Origin of the sequence: Neorhizobium turbinariae, assembly GCF_023223505.1 — a bacterium.
Classification (GTDB): Bacteria; Pseudomonadota; Alphaproteobacteria; order Rhizobiales; family Rhizobiaceae; genus Neorhizobium; species Neorhizobium turbinariae.
The window spans coordinates 114,387-130,942 of the sequence record NZ_JALPRY010000021.1 but is presented as its reverse complement, the minus strand read 5'-3'; the positions used below and the strand labels follow the sequence as shown (position 1 = coordinate 130,942).

The following is a 16,556-nucleotide window of genomic DNA, read 5'->3' as shown; positions in this document are numbered from 1 at the left end:
GAGGCGGTTTATAGATCCACCCCCACAAACAAGTCAACACACCTCAAAACAAAAAATACCAAAATCAGACAAATCATTGATGACGCTGGTGAAATTGGTCTGTTGCGGCAATAGAGGGCTCATCTGGGCTTCTTCGCCACGCATATTTCGGAGCGACTCCGACACATGCATATAAGGGGCGACGCGACGCGCCGTTCTTGTGCATGGGCGCCAAAACATGCGATAGCCTTGGCATCCCAGAACTCTCCAGAAAGTGTCTCCCGTGCGCGTTCTTTCCGATGCCTTCATTCCCGAACTGCCCAACCCTTACCGGGGCAAGGTTCGCGAGAACTATGACCTCGCCGACGGCAGCCGCATCATCATCGCGACCGACCGGCTGAGCGCCTTCGACCGGATCCTCACCTCCATTCCCGACAAGGGCCATGTGCTGACGCAAACGGCGCGCTACTGGTTCGAGGCCACCAAGGATATCTGCCCCAACCACGTGATCGCCTATCCGGACCCGAATGTGGTGATTGGCAAGCGCCTCGACATCCTGCCGGTTGAGATCGTGGTGCGCGGTTATCTCGCGGGGACGACAGGAACCTCGCTCCTCACCCTCTACAAGAAGGGCGAACGCACGATGTATGGTCTCGACTTGCCCGATGGCATGAAGGACAACCAGGTCCTGCCGCATCCGGTGATCACCCCGACCAGCAAGGCCTTCGACGGCGGCCACGATGAACCTCTGACGCCGGCGGACATTGTCGAAAAGGGTCTCCTGACCAAGGAGCAATGGGAACAGGTGTCGAACTATGCACTGGCGCTTTTCAAGCGCGGCCAGGAACTGGCGGCAAAACGCGGCCTGATCCTCGTGGACACCAAATATGAGTTCGGCACCGACGAGAACGGCCGCATCCTGCTTGCTGACGAGATCCATACGCCGGACAGCAGTCGCTACTGGATCGCCGACAGCTATGACGCCGCTTTCCAGGCCGGCAGCCGTCCGAAAAGTTTCGACAAGGATTTTATCCGCGCCTGGGTGGTGGAGCGTTGCGACCCTTACAAGGATGACATCCCGGCCATTCCGCAGGAGCTCGTGGAAGAAACGGCTGCCGTTTATCGGACGGGCTATGAGACCATCACCGGCGAGCGTTTCGTGCCGGACACGACAGGGGAAACCGTGCTGGAGCGGGTTCGCAACAATCTGAAGCGCTATTTCGTTTCCAGCTGACCTCGAACAGCTGGAAGAACCAATGCATCAAGAGGTGAGCGTGCGCAGACCACGGCGGAAGGCTGAGGAGACGCGGGAGGATATCCTCAACACGGCCGAAGCCATGTTCCGTGAGCGCGGCATCGCCAAATGTTCGATCGCCGACGTGGCGCAGGCGCTCAGCATGTCGCCTGCAAATGTCTTCAAGCATTTCCATTCGAAATCCGCGCTCGCGGACGCGATCTGCGAACGGCACATCAGCCGGATGATCGGTCGCTTCGAGAACTTGCATGAAACGGCGCCGGCGCCGCAGCGGCTGGAAATCGTTGTGCGCAAGCTGATGGAAGCGCATCTCCAGGACCTGCGCGACAACCCTTACCTCTTCGAGATGATCTTCATCATGTCGGAGGCGGACCTGCCGAGCGGCCATCGCTATAAGGAACTGATCGATGCACTGTTCATCGAACTTGTCCGGCATGGAACCGAGACCGGCGTCTATCGATGCGATGATGTGGTCGCGACAAGCCGGTATGTCGCCGCGGCCTTCGCCAGTGTCCTGCATCCGGCGCTTCTGGTAAAGTCAAGCGCGGAGGAACTGCGCGACCGTTGCGCCGGTCTTGCCAAACTCGTGAATGCCGCACTGCAAAATCAGCTTGTAAAGTGACGTTTTGTCAATTACGTCACCTTCCACTCGCGCTGATGAATCGGCCCGCGACCGCTGTTTTTCGTGAGGCAGCGCGTTAATCTTCTTCATACTCCCGCCGACGCAAGCTTGCGCCATGGCGGCCGCCAATCGTTTTTCTTGGATGACGCCATGACCGGACGCCGACTTCTCCTTCCCCTGTTCCTTTCCCTGGCGCTTGCGGCCTGCAGCGACTCCGGCCAGCAAAGTGCTGGTGGCGGTGCAGCGGGTGGCGCCCCCGAGCGTCCACCGCAGCCGGTGAGTTTCGTGGCCATGAAGAAGGCCGAGCAGCCGATCACCGCGGTGCTGCCAGGCCGCGCTTCGGCGTTCCAGTCTGCCGAGATCCGTCCGCGGGTGACCGGCGAGATCAAGGAGATTGCCTTCAAGCAGGGCAGCGAGGTCAAGGCGGGTGACCTTCTCTACAAGATCGAAGACAGCACCTATGCGGCCGAAGTGGCACAGGCCGAGGCCACCGTCGCGAAGGCTCAAGCCAGTATCCCGAGCGCCCAGGCAAACCTTGCGCGCTACGAGCGCCTGGTGAACAGCGGCGCGACGCAGATCGAATTCGAGAACGCCCGCGTCACGCTGCTTCAGGCGGAAGCCGACGTGGCGCAGGCCAATGCGGCGCTGAAGGCGGCGCAGATCAATCTGGAACTGACCGAGATCCGCGCACCCTTTGATGGCGTGACGTCGATCTCCAATGTCAGCATCGGCAATATCGTGACGGCGAACCAGACGAACGCTTTGACGACGCTGCGACGCATCGACCCGATCTATATCGACCTCATCGATTCCAGCGCCAACCTGTTGGAACTGCGCTCGTCGCTGGAATCGGGCAAGCTGAGCGGCGATCCGCGCAAGGCCGATATTCGCCTCGCGCTGGAAGACGGCACCGAATACCCAACGACGGGCAAGCTCGACATGGCCGACATGTCGGTAAGCGAGACCACTGGCACCTACCAGATCCGTGCGCTCTTCGATAATCCGCGCGACATCATCCTGCCGGGCATGTATGTGCGCGCCACGGTGACGCTCGGCAATCTCAACGGCTACCTCATTCCGCAGCGGGCCGCGACGCGCAACGCCCGCGGCGAACTGTCGGCGAAGTTCATCACGGCTGACAACAAGGTCGAGACCCGCATCTTCGCGAAAAGCTCGGTCTCCAACAACAACTGGCTGGTGACCGAAGGCATCAATGAAGGTGACCGCCTGATCGTCGACGGCTTCCAGTGGATTGGCGATGGCGCGACTGTCCAGCCTGTCGAGGCGACCGTGGACGAACGCGGTTTTGTTGTCGAAGCACCCAAGGCTGAGGCGGATAAACCTGCCGCGGACGATTCGGCCGTGGAAAAGGCCGCGGACAAGCCCGCGGACAGGCCTTGACGGCTCGGCGGAACGACCAAGACGAAACGCGGCAAGGAAGCATCTGAAATGGCCAAATTTTTCATCCGGCGGCCGGTTTTTGCCTGGGTCATCGCGATCGTCATCATGTTGGGCGGCGCGCTTGCCATCGCGACGCTTTCCATCTCGCAATATCCGGACATCGCGCCGACCACGGTGCGCATCAACGCGAGTTATAATGGTGCGAGCGCCGAAACAGTCGAGAAATCGGTGACCTCGATCATCGAGGACGGCATGACCGGTCTCGATGACCTGACCTACATGACCTCGTCGTCTTCGACGGGCCGGGCGAGCGTCGAGCTCACCTTCGGCAACAGCATCCTGCCGGACATTGCGCAGGTGCAGGTGCAAAACAAGCTGCAACTCGTGCAAAGCCAGCTTCCGGATGTCGTGCAGCAGGCCGGCATCGAAGTAGCCCGATCCACATCGAGCATCCTTCTCGTTGGAGCGCTGGTTTCGACTGACAAGAAGCGCTCGTCGGTGGACCTTGGCGACATCTTCTCCACCCAGATTGAAGACCAGGTAAAGCGCCTCGAAGGTGTCGGCAGCATCAATATCTTCGGGTCCGGTTATGCCATGCGCATCTGGCTCGACCCCTACAAGCTGCAGAAATACCAGCTGACCGCGTCCGACGTGACGGGCGCTATCCAGGCGCAGAACACGCAGGTGTCGGTCGGTTCGCTTGGTGGTCTTCCCGCGACCGACAACCAGCAGTTGACCGTGACGATGACGGCGCAGAGCCAGCTCACCACGGTGGACGAGTTCGAGCGGATCATCCTCAAGGTTGAGCAGGACGGCGCAACGGTGCGGCTGAGCGATGTCGCACGCGTCGAGATCGGCCAGGAAAGCTACGGCGGCACGTCGCGCCAGAACGGCCTGCCTTCCACCGGCTTCGCCGTGAACCTTGCAACAGGCGCCAATGCTCTCGATACCGCAGACCTGGTGCGCGCCGAACTCGCCAAGATCGGGCCGAACCTGCCTGAGGGCGTCGAGATCACCTACCCCTACGACACCACGCCCTTCGTGGAGCTGTCGATCGAGAAGGTCGTGCACACGCTGATCGAAGCGATCATCCTCGTCTTCGTCGTGTTGCTCGTCTTCCTCCAGAACCTGCGCGCAACGCTGATCCCGATGATCGCCGTCCCGGTTGTTCTGCTCGGCACCTTTGGCATTCTCGCCGTGGCCGGCTATTCGATCAATACGCTCACCATGTTCGCCATGGTGCTGGCGATCGGCCTTCTGGTCGACGACGCGATCGTCGTGGTCGAGAACGTCGAGCGAATCATGGACGAGGAAAAGCTCGGACCGCTCGAGGCGACGGAAAAGTCGATGGGCGAAATCACCGGTGCCATCATCGGCATCGCGCTGGTTCTGACTGCCGTCTTCATTCCGATGGCCTTCTTCGGCGGCTCGACCGGCATCATCTATCGCCAGTTCTCGATCACCATCGTTTCGGCGATGCTGCTGTCGGCACTCGTCGCTATCGTGCTGACGCCGGCACTTTGCGCCACGATGCTGAAGCCGATCGATCACCACAAGAAGGGTCGCGGCATCGGTGCGATGTTCAACCGCGGTTTCGACAAGACCACACATGGTTATGTCTCGACGATCGGTTACCTTCTGAAGCGTCCGCTGCGCGTCACCCTGGTGTTCGCGCTCATCATTGGCGGATGCGCATGGCTCTTCACCAAGCTGCCCAACTCCTTCCTTCCGCAGGAAGACCAGGGCGTGCTGCTGACGATCATCCAGACGCCGGTTGGTTCGACCACGCCGCGCACCGACGAGGTCGTCAAGAAGGTCGAAGCCTACTTCCTGGAGAAGGAAAAGGAGAACGTATCGGACGTCTTTGGCGTGCTGGGCTTCAGCTTCGGCGGTAGCGGTCAGAATAACGCGATCGTCTTCACCAAGCTCAAGGATTTCGCGGAACGCACGCGACCGGAACAATCGGCAGCGGCGGTCGTACAGAGGGCGAGCGGCTACTTCTTCAGCCTGCGCGATGCCCAGGTGTTTGCGCTCCTTCCGCCGGCGATCCAAGGGCTTGGCACGTCTAGCGGCTTCTCGATGTATCTTGTCGACAGCGGCAACAACGGAAACGATGCGCTGACCCGGGCCTCGCAGCAGTTAATGCAGGCCGGTACCACCAACCCCAACATCGCGTCGCTACGTAGCAACACGCAGCGTTCCGAAACCCAGCTGAAGATCCTGCTCGACCAGGAAAAACTCGGTGCCATGGGCGTTGATCTCGCGTCAGTCAACTCAATGCTGGCGACCATCTTCGCCGGCCGCGATGTGAACGACTTCACGCTGAACAACGAGCTGAAGCCGGTGTACGTGCAGGCCGATGCGCCGTTCCGCATGCAGCCGGATGACCTGAAGCACTGGTACGCACGCAACAACAAGGGCGAGATGGTGCCGTTCTCATCGTTCAGCACGGTGGAATGGATCAGCGGCACGCCGCAGCTTGCCCGCTTCAACGGAACCAGCGCAATTCCGCTGGAAGGCGCGGCAGGACCCGGTGTCAGCACCGGTCAGGCCATGGAAGAAATGGAGCGGCTTACCGCGCAACTGCCGGGTGGTTACTCGGTGGCGTGGCAGGGCATTTCCTACCAGGAACGCCTGTCGGGTTCGCAGGCGCCGATGCTCTACGCCCTTTCGGTCCTCATCGTCTTCCTGTGCCTTGCAGCGCTTTACGAAAGCTGGTCGGTGCCCTTCTCGGTCATCCTCGCGGTGCCGATCGGGGTGCTCGGCGCCCTTGGCGCGGCCTACCTCTTTGGCCAATCCAACGACGTCTACTTCAAGGTGGGCCTGCTGACGACAATCGGCCTGGCGGCAAAGAACGCCATCCTGATCGTGGAGTTTGCGAAGGAAAGACAGGAAGGCGGCATGAGCCTGCTCGACGCCACGCTTGAAGCAGCCCGCCTGCGCCTGCGCCCGATCGTCATGACCTCGCTCGCCTTTATCCTTGGTGTCGTGCCGCTGGCGATTGCGACGGGTGCCGGATCGGCGGCCCAGAATGCGATCGGTATCGGCGTGCTGGGTGGTATGCTTTCTGCAACACTTCTGGGAATTTTCTTCGTACCATCGTTTTTTGTGGTGGTCCGGAGGTTATCAAATCGTAAAAAAGCAACGATACCTGAAGCGACGCCAACAAACTGATTGGCAGTTTTATCGGCACCCTGACTGGTCGGTTCGCCGGTCAGGGCGTAGCGCAGGCGACGTGGCAATAGCCGTGCTCAGGAACCGCCCGAATTTGATCGGACATATGGATAAGATGATGTTGCTAGTTCGTGTTGTTGCTCCGCTTACTACCGCGCTTCTCCTCTCGGGTTGCGTCGTGGGCCCCAATCACACCGCGCCGGAAATTTCTCTGCCGGCCAAGTTTGCCGAAGCCAAGGCCTCCAGCAACGGCGATGTATCGCAGGTTGCCTGGTGGAAGGCTTTCAACGATAGCCGCCTGAACTCCTATATTCAGCAGGGCCTGAACCAGAACCTGAACGTGCTGCAGGCGCTTGAGCGGATCAACGCCGCCCAGGCCAATGTCGTCGTCGCGGGAGCCGGTGCTCTGCCGTCGCTCGACGCAGGCGCAAGCAATACAACGAGCGGGGCGAATACCAGCCCTGATTCGCCACAGGAAAACACGACGAGCGTAACGAGCGGTAACCTGACGGCGTCGTGGTTCCTCGACCTGTTCGGCCTCTACCGCCGGTCCAAGGAAAGCGCGCTCGCTTCGCTTGACGCAGCATACGCCGCGGCCGATGTCGCGCGCCTGACCTATCTGTCGCAGGTGGCAGCGGCCTATATCGACGTTCGATACTACCAGGAGCGCATCGCGATTGCGCGGCGCAACCTCGGTTCCCGCAACGAGACCCTGAGCCTCACCAAGCTTCAGCTGGAAGCCGGTGCAGCCTCGCGCCTTGATGTTGTTCAGTCTGAAGGTCTGGTGAACTCGACGATCGCGGAAATTCCGGGCCTTGAAACCCAGTTCCGCCGCGCCGCCCACCGCATTGCAACGCTTCTCGGCCAGCCGGCATCTGCACTTCTTCCGGAACTGCAGCGCGGTGCGCGCCAGCCGACTGCCCGCTTCAACGCGAGCGCCGGCGTTCCGGCCGACCTGATCCGCAATCGTCCCGACATCCGTGCGGCTGAACGCCAGCTTGCTTCGGCCGTTGCCGAGGTCGGCGTTGCAGAAGCGCAGCTTTATCCGTCGATCACGCTCGGCGGTTCGATCTCGCCGCGCTACACCGCAATCTCCGGCGCGATGGACACCCGGGCTCTGACCTGGTCCTTCGGTCCGCAGTTGAACCTGCCGATCCTTGATGGCGGCCGCCTGCGCGGCAATGTTCGCATCGCCGAATCGCGAGCACGCGAATCCTACCTCGCCTGGAAGGAAACGGTTCTCAACGCTGTTGAAGAAGTCGAGAACGCCCTTGCGGCCGTGTCGCGTGATCGCCGGACGGTGAACGCCCTGCAGTCGACGGTGAAGTCCTACGAAGAAGCCCTGCAGCTCGCCACCGCAAGCTACCGTGACGGTGCTTCCTCGCTGCTCGACGTGCTTGATGCGCAGCGCCAGGTCTCGCAGGCGCAGGCAAGCCTGGCAGACGCAGTCCGCCAGGTTGCCCAGGATTACGTGGCACTGAATGTCGCCATCGGCGGCGGTTACGGCTGGGGCAAGGCCGACGCGGTTGTCGCAACCAAGGTCGTGCTCAAGGATTAAGCGAGGCTCGCAGGAGCCTTCGTTTCAGACAAAGAAAAACCCTCCAATGCCTGCATTGGAGGGTTTTTTTATGGGCTGGCGCCAGATCAGCTCTTGGCGCGTTCCACGTAGGAATTGTCTTCCGTCGCAATCACGACCTTGATGCCGGCATCAATGTGCGGCGGCACCATGGTGCGGATGCCGTTGGACAGGATCGCAGGCTTATAGGAGGACGATGCCGTCTGGCCCTTTACCACCGGCTCCGTCTCGACGATCTCGAGCGTCACGTGGCGCGGCAGCTGGATCGCCAGCGCAACACCTTCGTGCATGGACAGGATGCAGGTCATGCCTTCTTGGAGATAAGCCTTCTGGTCACCCATGGTCTCGGCATCAACCACGACCTGGTCGTAGGTTTCCGGGTTCATGAAGTGGAAGCCTTCGCCGTCTTCATAGAGGTACTGGAAGTTCACGTCTTCAACGAAAGCGCGCTCGACCTGCTCGGTCGTCCGCCAGCGTTCCGACACCTTCACGCCGTCAACGATGCGGCGCATGTTGACCTGCGTCACCGGCGTGCCCTTGCCGGGATGGAAATTCTCGGCGGTGAGAACAACATAGAGCTTACCGTCGACATCGAGGACGTTGCCCTTGCGAACAGAAGAGGCGATGATCTTAACCATGGGTTTCCTTATGTGCCTGGCGGCTTGTCACTGCCGAAAATGCATCGTAGATGACCGGCGGTAACCGGTTCACCGGCGGCCGTGAGAGCCGCCTTCGAGTTTGAACTTTTGTTTCCGGGCGCACCTAGCCTAAATTTCGCAAAAGTGGAAGCCTCGCCAGCCAGAAGTGGCGAAGAAAGCCGCAAATGAACGCCTCCAGCACGCCGTCGTTCCGTTCTCCGTGGTGGAACTTAAATAGCCATGCCGACCGCAGACCTTTCCTCCTGGGGCGTAATGCGGTGCAGACGGCGCTGCGCGGCTTCTTCGGCGCTCGCGACTTCATCGAGGTCGATACCGCCACCTTGCAGGTTTCGCCCGGTAACGAGACGCATCTGCACGCCTTCTCCACGGAGGCAATCTCCATTGAGGGCCCCAGGAGCCAGCTCTACCTGCATACGTCGCCCGAGTTCGCATGCAAGAAGCTGCTCGCTGCCGGCGAGACACGCATCTTCACCTTCGCGCATGTTTACCGTAACCGCGAGCGCGGCCCTCTCCATCATCCGGAATTCACCATGCTGGAATGGTACCGGGTTGGTGAAGCTTACGAACAGCTGATGGACGACTGTGCTGCGATGCTGGCGCTCGCCGCGGAAACGGCAAAAACCAAGCGCTTTGCCTTCCGCAACATGGAAGTGGATCCTTTCGCCGAGCCGGAACGTGTCACCCTTGCGGAAGCCTTTGATCGCTATGCCGGTATCGACCTCCTCGCATCAGTGGCGGCCAGTGGCGAGACCGATCGCGACCTTCTGGCGTCGCAACTGCACTCTGCCGGCATTGCCTTCGCCGAGGACGACACCTGGGCGGATCTCTTCAGCAAGGTACTGGTCGATAGGGTGGAGCCGCATCTTGGCCAGGGACGCGCCACGGTCCTGTGCGAATATCCGGTTTCGGAAGCCGCCCTCGCCCGCCCTTCGGAGCGGGATCCGCGCGTGGCAGAACGGTTCGAGCTTTATGCATGCGGTGTCGAGCTTGCCAATGCCTTCGGCGAACTGACGGATGCGGGCGAACAGCGCCGCCGTTTCGAGCATGAAATGGCCGAGAAGGCGCGCATCTATGGTGAGCGTTATCCGCTGGACGAGGATTTCCTGGATGCCCTCAGTGTGATGCCGCAGGCGAGCGGTGCGGCACTCGGGTTTGATCGGCTCGCCATGCTGGCGACGGGCGCGACGCGAATTGACCAGGTCATGTGGGCACCGGTGGCCGAGGTTCTGGATTGATGGCGGACCGGGCACTCAAGACTGTCGAGGATCTGGCAACAGCCGGTCTGGTCCCGCCGGACCAGCTTCCCGACCTGCGCGCAGTGGCGGAAAAATATGCGGTTGCGCTGACACCGACCGTTGTGTCGCTCGTCGGAAGCGGGAAAACCAACGACCCGATTGCGCGCCAGTTCATTCCCGATCCCGCGGAACTGCTGACGACGCCCGAAGAACGCGACGACCCGATTGGCGACCATGCCCACAGCCCGGTCAAGGGGATCGTGCATCGTTATCCGGACCGGGTACTGCTGAAGGCGGTACATATCTGCCCGGTCTATTGCCGCTTCTGCTTTCGCCGCGAGATGGTCGGCCCACAGGGTGACGGCACGCTGGCACCCGACGAGCTTGAGAGGGCGTTGCGTTATATAGCCGGCAATGAAGACATATGGGAAGTGATCCTGACCGGCGGGGACCCGCTGGTACTGTCACCGCGTCGTCTTTCCGTGATCATGGAAGGCTTGGCGGCTATCCCGCATGTGAAGATCGTGCGCTTCCATACCCGCGTGCCCGTCGTCGATCCGGACCATGTCGATGAGGCGCTGATCGCGGCGCTGAAGAAGAGCGGCAAGACGGTTTACATCGCCCTGCATGCCAACCACCCTGCCGAACTGACGGAGAGCGCGCGTGCAGCCTGTGCCCGCCTTGTTGACGCGGGTTTCCCGATGATCAGCCAGACGGTGCTGCTTCGCGGCATCAACGACGATCCGGCCGTGCTCGGTGCGCTGATGAAAGCTTTCGTCGAGACGCGGGTGAAGCCATATTATCTTCATCACCCGGATCTCGCGCCCGGCACCAGTCATTTCAGGCTCGATATCGCCGAAGGGCAGAAGATCGTATCAGCGCTGCGCGGCAATATCTCCGGCCTCTGCCAGCCGACCTATGTGCTGGATATCCCGGGCGGTCATGGCAAGGCCGTGATTTCCGAAGGTGCCGCACGGCCGGCCGACGGCTGCTACGCCGTCAGCGATTTCCGCGGCGCCGAACATGCTTATCCGCCGAAGGCATGACCTCGGCGACCTAGCGAACGCAGGCTGACTTTTCAGAAAGAAGGCGCGACAGCGTCTGCATCTGCGGGCGGTCGCCCTGCGCCGTCGGCTGGATGTTCAGCGGTTCCTCCTGCGGCCACCAGTCACCGCCGGCCCAGTAGGACCAGCCAAGCCAGACATCCGGATCTTTCTCCACCGTCCTCACCATGTCTGCAAGAACAGCATTGCACTGCGGATCGGCGGGCACTGCAAACTCGCCGAGAAAGCCGTGTTTCCCGTTCTCCCGCAACCAGTCGGCAACGTCTTTAAGACCTTTCACGGCATCGGCTGCACGCGAACATTCGATGTTCTTGCCCGAGAAATCCGTGTCCGCATATTGATGAACCTCGTAGGCATAGTTGTTTTCCGGATCGGAAACCTGCCCCATGACAGAAGCGTTCGGCGTGCCATAGCTGTCGGAACGCCAGCTGTGCGCGCCCGTCCAGGCGGTGCCCGGCACAAGGATGAGGTTTCCCGCGCCCGTCAAACGGATGGCGCCGATGGCGCTGTTGGCGGCAGACAGCCAGTCTTCAGCAGAAATGCCATGCGGCTCGTTCATCAGACCGAAGGCCACACCCTCCGTGCCGGCAAAGGCCGTCGCAAGGCGTCTCCAGAAGTCCGAAAATGCACTCTGCGGTACGGCTTCCGAGCCTATGAGATCGCCGCGGAAGCGCGCGTAGTTGTGCGGGTCGAGGATCACCGCCATGTTCTTCGCCCGGACCTGCTTCACGGTATCCTGCAGCCGGCCAAGCTCAACAGGGTCAAGCTCGTCGTAAAGCTTCGGCTGCAGGCGCTCCCACAGGAACGGCAGCCTGACAGTGTTGAGGCCCTTCTGGGCGAAGTAGGTGATCGTTTCAGCGGAGGGATAAAGATAACCCTTGCCATACTCATCCCCCGGGGCGCCGAATTCCGCACCGGCCAGGTTGATGCCGCGCAGGCAATAGACATCCGCTGATGCCGGCGACGCGGCCACGCCGAAACCTGTCATGGCGATTAGTAGCTTGGCCATCCACGCTTGACTTCCCATGCTCTCCCCTTCAAGCGCTTCTCCAGCCGTTCAGGCAGGCTTTAGCGCATTCTAACCAGATGCGCAGGCTTATTGAATAAACAAGAGGGCGGGCTTGCGCGCTGCGACGGCGCAAAAGGAACGGAATTGGCGTCAGCGTCAGATATGGTTCGGTGTGCGATGACATTTCAAAAGTGAATGTGTACATGCCTATCCTGCAAATGAGGCCTGTCGGCGTCGTAGGCTGGCTTGGCAGTTGTGCCTGTCGCACTAGATGTATACATTGCTGCTATATCGAGGATGGGGAGATCAGATGAAGAATTATGTGCTGACCGTATCGTGCAAGACCGCGCGTGGAATCGTCGCTGCCATATCGGGTTTCCTTGCCGAAAACGGCTGCAACATCATCGACAGCTCCCAGTTCGATGACCTCGATACCGGCAAGTTCTTCATGCGCGTGAGCTTCATCTCCGAGGAAGGTGCCGACCGCGCCCGGATGATGGAAGGCTTCAAGCCGATCGCCGACAAGTTCGAGATGACATGGGAGTTCTTCGACGCCGACGAGCGCATGAAGGTCCTCCTCATGGTCTCGCGTTTCGGCCACTGCCTCAACGACCTGCTTTACCGCTGGAAGATCGGCGCGCTGCCGATCGACATCGTCGGCGTCGTATCGAACCACTTCGATTACCAGAAGCTGGTGGTCAACAACGACATCCCCTTCCACCACATCAAGGTGACGAAGGAAAACAAGCCGCAGGCTGAAGCCCAGCTGATGGAAGTGGTCGATTCCTCCGGCACCGAGCTCATCGTCCTTGCCCGCTACATGCAGGTCCTGTCCGACGGGCTTTGCCAGAAGATGTCAGGCCGAATCATCAATATCCACCACTCCTTCCTGCCGAGCTTCAAGGGTGCCAACCCTTACAAGCAGGCCTACCAGCGCGGCGTGAAGCTGATTGGCGCGACGGCGCATTACGTCACGGCGGATCTCGATGAAGGTCCGATCATCGAGCAGGACACCGTGCGCATTACCCATGCGCAGTCCGCAGAAGACTATGTCTCGTTGGGCCGCGACGTGGAAAGCCAGGTGCTGGCGCGGGCAATCCACGCCCATATCCACCATCGAACCTTCATCAACGGCAACCGCACTGTGGTCTTCCCGCCGAGCCCGGGCAGCTACGCCTCCGAGCGCATGGGCTGATCCCATACCGGCACAGATCAGGCCGCGCCGGATCCGGCGCGGCCTCATCACTTCGATCTTCTACTTCTTGACGCGGAATCTTGCTGACCGGCCCTTGCCGGGCGGGAAGCAGTGCCTATCTTCGGGCCTGCTGATCCGGCGGCAAACAGCGAATGAAATTTCACATTTCCGCCTTCATCCTGTCATCAGCCAGAAAAAAATTCTAGCTAATCTGATTTTCGTTGATCGAATCGACGGTTTGGCTTACATAGGCGTTGTGGCGGCTTCAGGCGAAGTCCCCACAGTGGTGCAACTCAAGAGGGAGTGTGACATGCTGAATAATGTTTTCGTCGCCACCTTTTGCGACGTTGTACTCAAAGTACATGCCACGGATTGCCGCTCCCTTCCGTGCTGTCGAATGTAACGCTTTCGGTTCAACTGTTCTTGAAAATTCCATTCGTCAGTGCTGCATCCCAAGCGGCCAATGCGGGAGTCTGCCATGCAGAAGCAAGTCATAGAGTTCGGCGGCGAGCCGGTCGGCATCGTCATTCCGGATCAAGACCGGCTGAAGTTCATCGCCGTGAAATTCCACGTGATCGACCTCGATGAACAGCGGTTCGATACGCCGGACGACGTACGCTCGGCGATCCGGGATCTCGTGCGTGCGCGCAACGCTGCGCCATCGGCGCATGTGTGAGCGTCCAGAGCTACAGAAGAAAACGAGCCGCCCCAGGGCGGCTTTTTTGTGCCCCGCTAAAACGCCGTGAAGGTGATGGTGGTCAGTGAGCGCTCGATATTCGGGATCGAGGCGATCTTTTCCTGCACGAACCGGCCGATCTCTTCGTCATTGTTGATGTAGACCTTCAAAAGCAGGTCCCAGTCACCACTGGTGGAATAAAGCTCGGACACGAGTTCGGTCTTGTAGATGGCGTCAGCGACCTCGTAGGTCTTGCCTGGCTTGCAACGGAGCTGGACGAAGATTGGCTTCATGATGTTTTCCACGCGGTCGGATCAGGTACGATCAAGATGGATATAAGCGACTATTGGCCGATGCGCTCACCCTGCGCAAGCGTCTCCTCCTCCATCTCCCGGCTGATCCAGTCTCGGAAGGCGGCGAGCGGCCCGTAGCTCGCCCGATCGGGTGGATAGGCCAGAAAATATTGCCCCGCCTCCACCGCCGGTGCCTCAACCGCCGGCACCAACAGCCCTGCATCCAGTTCACGAGCAATCAGGAAGCGCGGCAGGAGTGCCGCCCCAAGCCCCGCCGCTGCGGCTTCCACCATGGGCATGAACTGGTCGAACAACATGCCGTGCAGCGCGTCGAAGCTGATCTCATGCGCCTTGAACCAGCTTTCCCAGGCGTCCGGCCGGCTGCTTAAGTGCAGCAGCGGCGCTTCCAGAAGCTCCGCCGGCGTCTGCAGCGCATGGCGCGTCTTGAACCCGGGACTGCAAACGGAAATCACTTCCTCGCTCATCAGGAACGTTAGTGCTGCGCCCGGCCAGCGCGCCGGGCCGAAATGGATGGCCGCATCCAGGGTGTCGAAGCGGAAATCAAACGGCTCCAACCGGGTGATGAGGTTCACCACCATGCCGGGATGCGCATTGAGGAAACGGCCGATGCGTGGCGTCAGCCAGCGCGTGCCGAAGAAGGGCAGGATCGCGAGGTTCAGCGTGCCACCCGACGGATTGGCCCTGAGGTTCAGCGAGGCATTCGAAATTCGCCGCAGCGCCTCCCGCACTTCGCGCGCATAGGTGTCGCCAGCGAGTGTCAGGCGAATCGTCTGCCGTTCGCGCAGGAAAAGCGCCACGCCAAGCTGCTTCTCCAGGGCCGAAATCTGCCGACTGACGGCACTCTGGGTCAGGCCGAGCTCGTTGGCAGCCGCGGTTACGCTGCCGCTGCGGGCAGCCGCCTCGAATGCTGCAAGCAGCGAAAACGATGGTAGAAACCGCCGGGGAGGCAGCATGTCATTCCTCCCTCGAATGACCTGTTGAGAACACGTCGATATTCATGGAGAACAGTCGCTTGTAAAGTGCGGGAACACGATCCTTCCGGACATTTCAAGATGCTGAACGACACCCGCTCTCACGGTCTTTGGGAAAAGACTGCCCCGCCCGCCCCCGCAACACCTGCGCTTGACGATAACGTTTCCGCCGACATCGTTATTGTTGGTGGCGGTTACACCGGCCTCTCGGCCGCGCTGCATCTGGCAGAAGCGGGCGTCAACGTTCGGCTTCTCGAAGCGACCGAGATCGGCTTCGGCGGCGCGGGCCGCAATGTCGGCCTCATCAATGCCGGCATGTGGGTGATGCCGGACGATTTCCCCAAGCACCTCGGTCAACATTATGGCGAGCGGGCGCTGGACCTGCTCGGCAACGGCCCTTACCTCGTTCGCGAATTGATCGAGAAGCACGGCATTGCCTGCGAACTGGAAAAGAACGGCACGCTTCACCTCGCCGTCGGGCCTGAGGGTGTTAAGGAACTGGAAGAGCGCGCGCGCCAGTGGCAAAAGCGCGGTGCTCCCGTGACGCTGCTGGATGCAGCGGAAACCGAACGACGCGTTGGGACCCGCGCCTATGCCGGCTCGCTTCTCGACATGCGCGCCGGCACGCTCCAGCCGCTCGCCTACGCACGCGGCCTGGCCCATGCGGCGGTGAAGGCTGGTGCCAAGCTGCATACCGGCAGTGCCGTCACCGAAACAACGCAGGCCGGCGGCAAGAAGATCGTCCGCACTGCTGCAGGCGAGGTGAAGGCTGACTGGATCATCGTCGCCACCGACGCTTATAGCCATGGCCCCTGGGCGCAGGTACGTCGTGAGCAGGTGCATCTGCCGTACTTCAACCTGGCGACCACGCCGCTGAGCGACAATCGTCGCCGCTCCGTCCTGGCCGGGCGTGAGGGCTGCTGGGACACCAAGGAAATCCTCTCGTCCTTCCGCATGGACCAGGCCGGACGGTTGGTGTTCGGCTCTGTAGGCGCGCTTCGCGGTACCGGCCTTTCCGTCCACAAGAACTGGGCGCGGCGTTCGCTGAAGCGCCTTTTCCCACAACTCGGCGATGTCGAGTTCGAGGCTGAATGGTATGGCAAGATCGGCATGACCGACGACGCACTGCCGCGCTTCCACAAGTTCGGCCAGAATGTCATCGGCTTTTCGGGCTATAACGGCCGGGGGATTTCGCCGGGCACCACCTTTGGCCGGGTGCTCGCCCAGCACATCCTGGGCCAGATCGCGGAAGCTGACCTGCCTCTGCCTTTGACCGAGGTGAAGGAGCCGGGCTTCCGCCCGATCAAGGAGGCCTATTATGAAGCGGGTGCCCAGGTCGCCCACTTCGCCGGCGAACGTTTTTGACGACCACTCCATGGATTGCGTAAACGCAACCCACCTGTAAATTGACGCACGATCGATACCG

At 60.8% G+C, this 16,556-nt stretch carries 14 protein-coding genes; 10 read left to right on the top strand and 4 right to left on the bottom strand.

Going from position 1 to position 16,556, the window contains the following annotated elements:
• Window positions 1-262: 262 nt before the first annotated feature.
• From M0654_RS18235 to M0654_RS18215, 5 genes are all read left to right on the top strand, one after another.
• Window positions 263-1,213: a phosphoribosylaminoimidazolesuccinocarboxamide synthase gene (locus M0654_RS18235; RefSeq protein ID WP_248684303.1), complete on the top strand. Its 951-nt coding sequence runs from the start codon at window positions 263-265 to the stop codon at window positions 1,211-1,213.
• A gap of 40 nt (window positions 1,214-1,253) precedes the next feature.
• Entirely contained in the window at window positions 1,254-1,856 is a 603-nt protein-coding gene (locus M0654_RS18230; RefSeq protein ID WP_248684302.1) for a TetR family transcriptional regulator, read from the top strand.
• Window positions 1,857-2,006: 150 nt separating this feature from the next.
• Window positions 2,007-3,257 carry an efflux RND transporter periplasmic adaptor subunit gene (locus M0654_RS18225; protein WP_248684301.1) on the top strand — a complete coding sequence of 417 codons (1,251 nt, stop codon included), beginning with the start codon at window positions 2,007-2,009 and terminating at the stop codon, window positions 3,255-3,257.
• Between the two features lie 48 nt (window positions 3,258-3,305).
• On the top strand, window positions 3,306-6,431 hold the full coding sequence (locus M0654_RS18220; protein WP_248684300.1) for an efflux RND transporter permease subunit: 3,126 nt from the start codon (window positions 3,306-3,308) through the stop codon (window positions 6,429-6,431).
• A 118-nt stretch (window positions 6,432-6,549) separates the two neighbouring features.
• Complete coding sequence (locus M0654_RS18215) at window positions 6,550-7,989, top strand: efflux transporter outer membrane subunit (protein ID WP_248684299.1); 1,440 nt, start codon at window positions 6,550-6,552, stop codon at window positions 7,987-7,989.
• Between the two features lie 86 nt (window positions 7,990-8,075).
• Here the strand turns inward: M0654_RS18215 and efp are convergent, their stop codons facing one another.
• Window positions 8,076-8,645, bottom strand: a complete 570-nt coding sequence (gene efp / locus M0654_RS18210) for an elongation factor P (protein ID WP_118851053.1) — start codon at window positions 8,643-8,645, stop codon at window positions 8,076-8,078.
• Window positions 8,646-8,830: 185 nt separating this feature from the next.
• Between efp and epmA the strand changes: the two genes are divergently transcribed.
• A complete protein-coding gene (gene epmA, locus M0654_RS18205) occupies window positions 8,831-9,901 on the top strand; it encodes an EF-P lysine aminoacylase EpmA (RefSeq protein ID WP_248684298.1) in 1,071 nt (356 codons plus the stop codon).
• Complete coding sequence (locus tag M0654_RS18200) at window positions 9,901-10,947, top strand: lysine-2,3-aminomutase-like protein (protein WP_390920729.1); 1,047 nt, start codon at window positions 9,901-9,903, stop codon at window positions 10,945-10,947. Before epmA ends, M0654_RS18200 begins: the two co-directional genes overlap by 1 nt.
• 10 nt (window positions 10,948-10,957) lie before the next feature.
• Here the strand turns inward: M0654_RS18200 and M0654_RS18195 are convergent, their stop codons facing one another.
• Entirely contained in the window at window positions 10,958-11,992 is a 1,035-nt protein-coding gene (locus tag M0654_RS18195; RefSeq protein ID WP_248684296.1) for a glycoside hydrolase family 5 protein, read from the bottom strand.
• Between the two features lie 292 nt (window positions 11,993-12,284).
• Here M0654_RS18195 and purU point away from each other — a divergent pair, with 292 nt between their 5' ends.
• Together purU and M0654_RS18185 are read left to right on the top strand one after the other, a co-directional pair.
• Window positions 12,285-13,169 carry a formyltetrahydrofolate deformylase gene (gene purU / locus M0654_RS18190; RefSeq protein ID WP_248684295.1) on the top strand — a complete coding sequence of 295 codons (885 nt, stop codon included), beginning with the start codon at window positions 12,285-12,287 and terminating at the stop codon, window positions 13,167-13,169.
• A gap of 478 nt (window positions 13,170-13,647) precedes the next feature.
• Window positions 13,648-13,845 (top strand): hypothetical protein, encoded by a 198-nt coding sequence (locus M0654_RS18185; RefSeq protein ID WP_118851682.1) that lies wholly within the window; start codon window positions 13,648-13,650, stop codon window positions 13,843-13,845.
• A gap of 56 nt (window positions 13,846-13,901) precedes the next feature.
• Here M0654_RS18185 and M0654_RS18180 read toward each other — a convergent pair whose 3' ends face one another.
• Both M0654_RS18180 and M0654_RS18175 read right to left on the bottom strand, forming a co-directional pair.
• On the bottom strand, window positions 13,902-14,138 hold the full coding sequence (locus M0654_RS18180; RefSeq protein WP_118851058.1) for an Lrp/AsnC ligand binding domain-containing protein: 237 nt from the start codon (window positions 14,136-14,138) through the stop codon (window positions 13,902-13,904).
• Between the two features lie 50 nt (window positions 14,139-14,188).
• A complete protein-coding gene (locus tag M0654_RS18175; RefSeq protein WP_248684294.1) occupies window positions 14,189-15,112 on the bottom strand; it encodes a LysR family transcriptional regulator in 924 nt (307 codons plus the stop codon).
• A gap of 99 nt (window positions 15,113-15,211) precedes the next feature.
• Here M0654_RS18175 and M0654_RS18170 point away from each other — a divergent pair, with 99 nt between their 5' ends.
• Complete coding sequence (locus M0654_RS18170; protein ID WP_248684293.1) at window positions 15,212-16,495, top strand: NAD(P)/FAD-dependent oxidoreductase; 1,284 nt, start codon at window positions 15,212-15,214, stop codon at window positions 16,493-16,495.
• The last annotated feature ends 61 nt before the right edge of the window (window positions 16,496-16,556 follow it).

Coding starts and splice junctions, on each gene's coding strand:
- M0654_RS18200 (WP_390920729.1), top strand. CDS start 9,901: ATGGCGGACCGGGCACTCAAGACTGTCGAGGATCTGGCAACAGCCGGT.
- purU (WP_248684295.1), top strand. CDS start 12,285: ATGAAGAATTATGTGCTGACCGTATCGTGCAAGACCGCGCGTGGAATC.
- M0654_RS18220 (WP_248684300.1), top strand. CDS start 3,306: ATGGCCAAATTTTTCATCCGGCGGCCGGTTTTTGCCTGGGTCATCGCG.
- M0654_RS18175 (WP_248684294.1), bottom strand. CDS start 15,112: ATGCTGCCTCCCCGGCGGTTTCTACCATCGTTTTCGCTGCTTGCAGCA.
- M0654_RS18195 (WP_248684296.1), bottom strand. CDS start 11,992: ATGGGAAGTCAAGCGTGGATGGCCAAGCTACTAATCGCCATGACAGGT.
- epmA (WP_248684298.1), top strand. CDS start 8,831: ATGAACGCCTCCAGCACGCCGTCGTTCCGTTCTCCGTGGTGGAACTTA.
- M0654_RS18180 (WP_118851058.1), bottom strand. CDS start 14,138: ATGAAGCCAATCTTCGTCCAGCTCCGTTGCAAGCCAGGCAAGACCTAC.
- M0654_RS18225 (WP_248684301.1), top strand. CDS start 2,007: ATGACCGGACGCCGACTTCTCCTTCCCCTGTTCCTTTCCCTGGCGCTT.
- M0654_RS18185 (WP_118851682.1), top strand. CDS start 13,648: ATGCAGAAGCAAGTCATAGAGTTCGGCGGCGAGCCGGTCGGCATCGTC.
- efp (WP_118851053.1), bottom strand. CDS start 8,645: ATGGTTAAGATCATCGCCTCTTCTGTTCGCAAGGGCAACGTCCTCGAT.
- M0654_RS18215 (WP_248684299.1), top strand. CDS start 6,550: ATGTTGCTAGTTCGTGTTGTTGCTCCGCTTACTACCGCGCTTCTCCTC.
- M0654_RS18170 (WP_248684293.1), top strand. CDS start 15,212: ATGCTGAACGACACCCGCTCTCACGGTCTTTGGGAAAAGACTGCCCCG.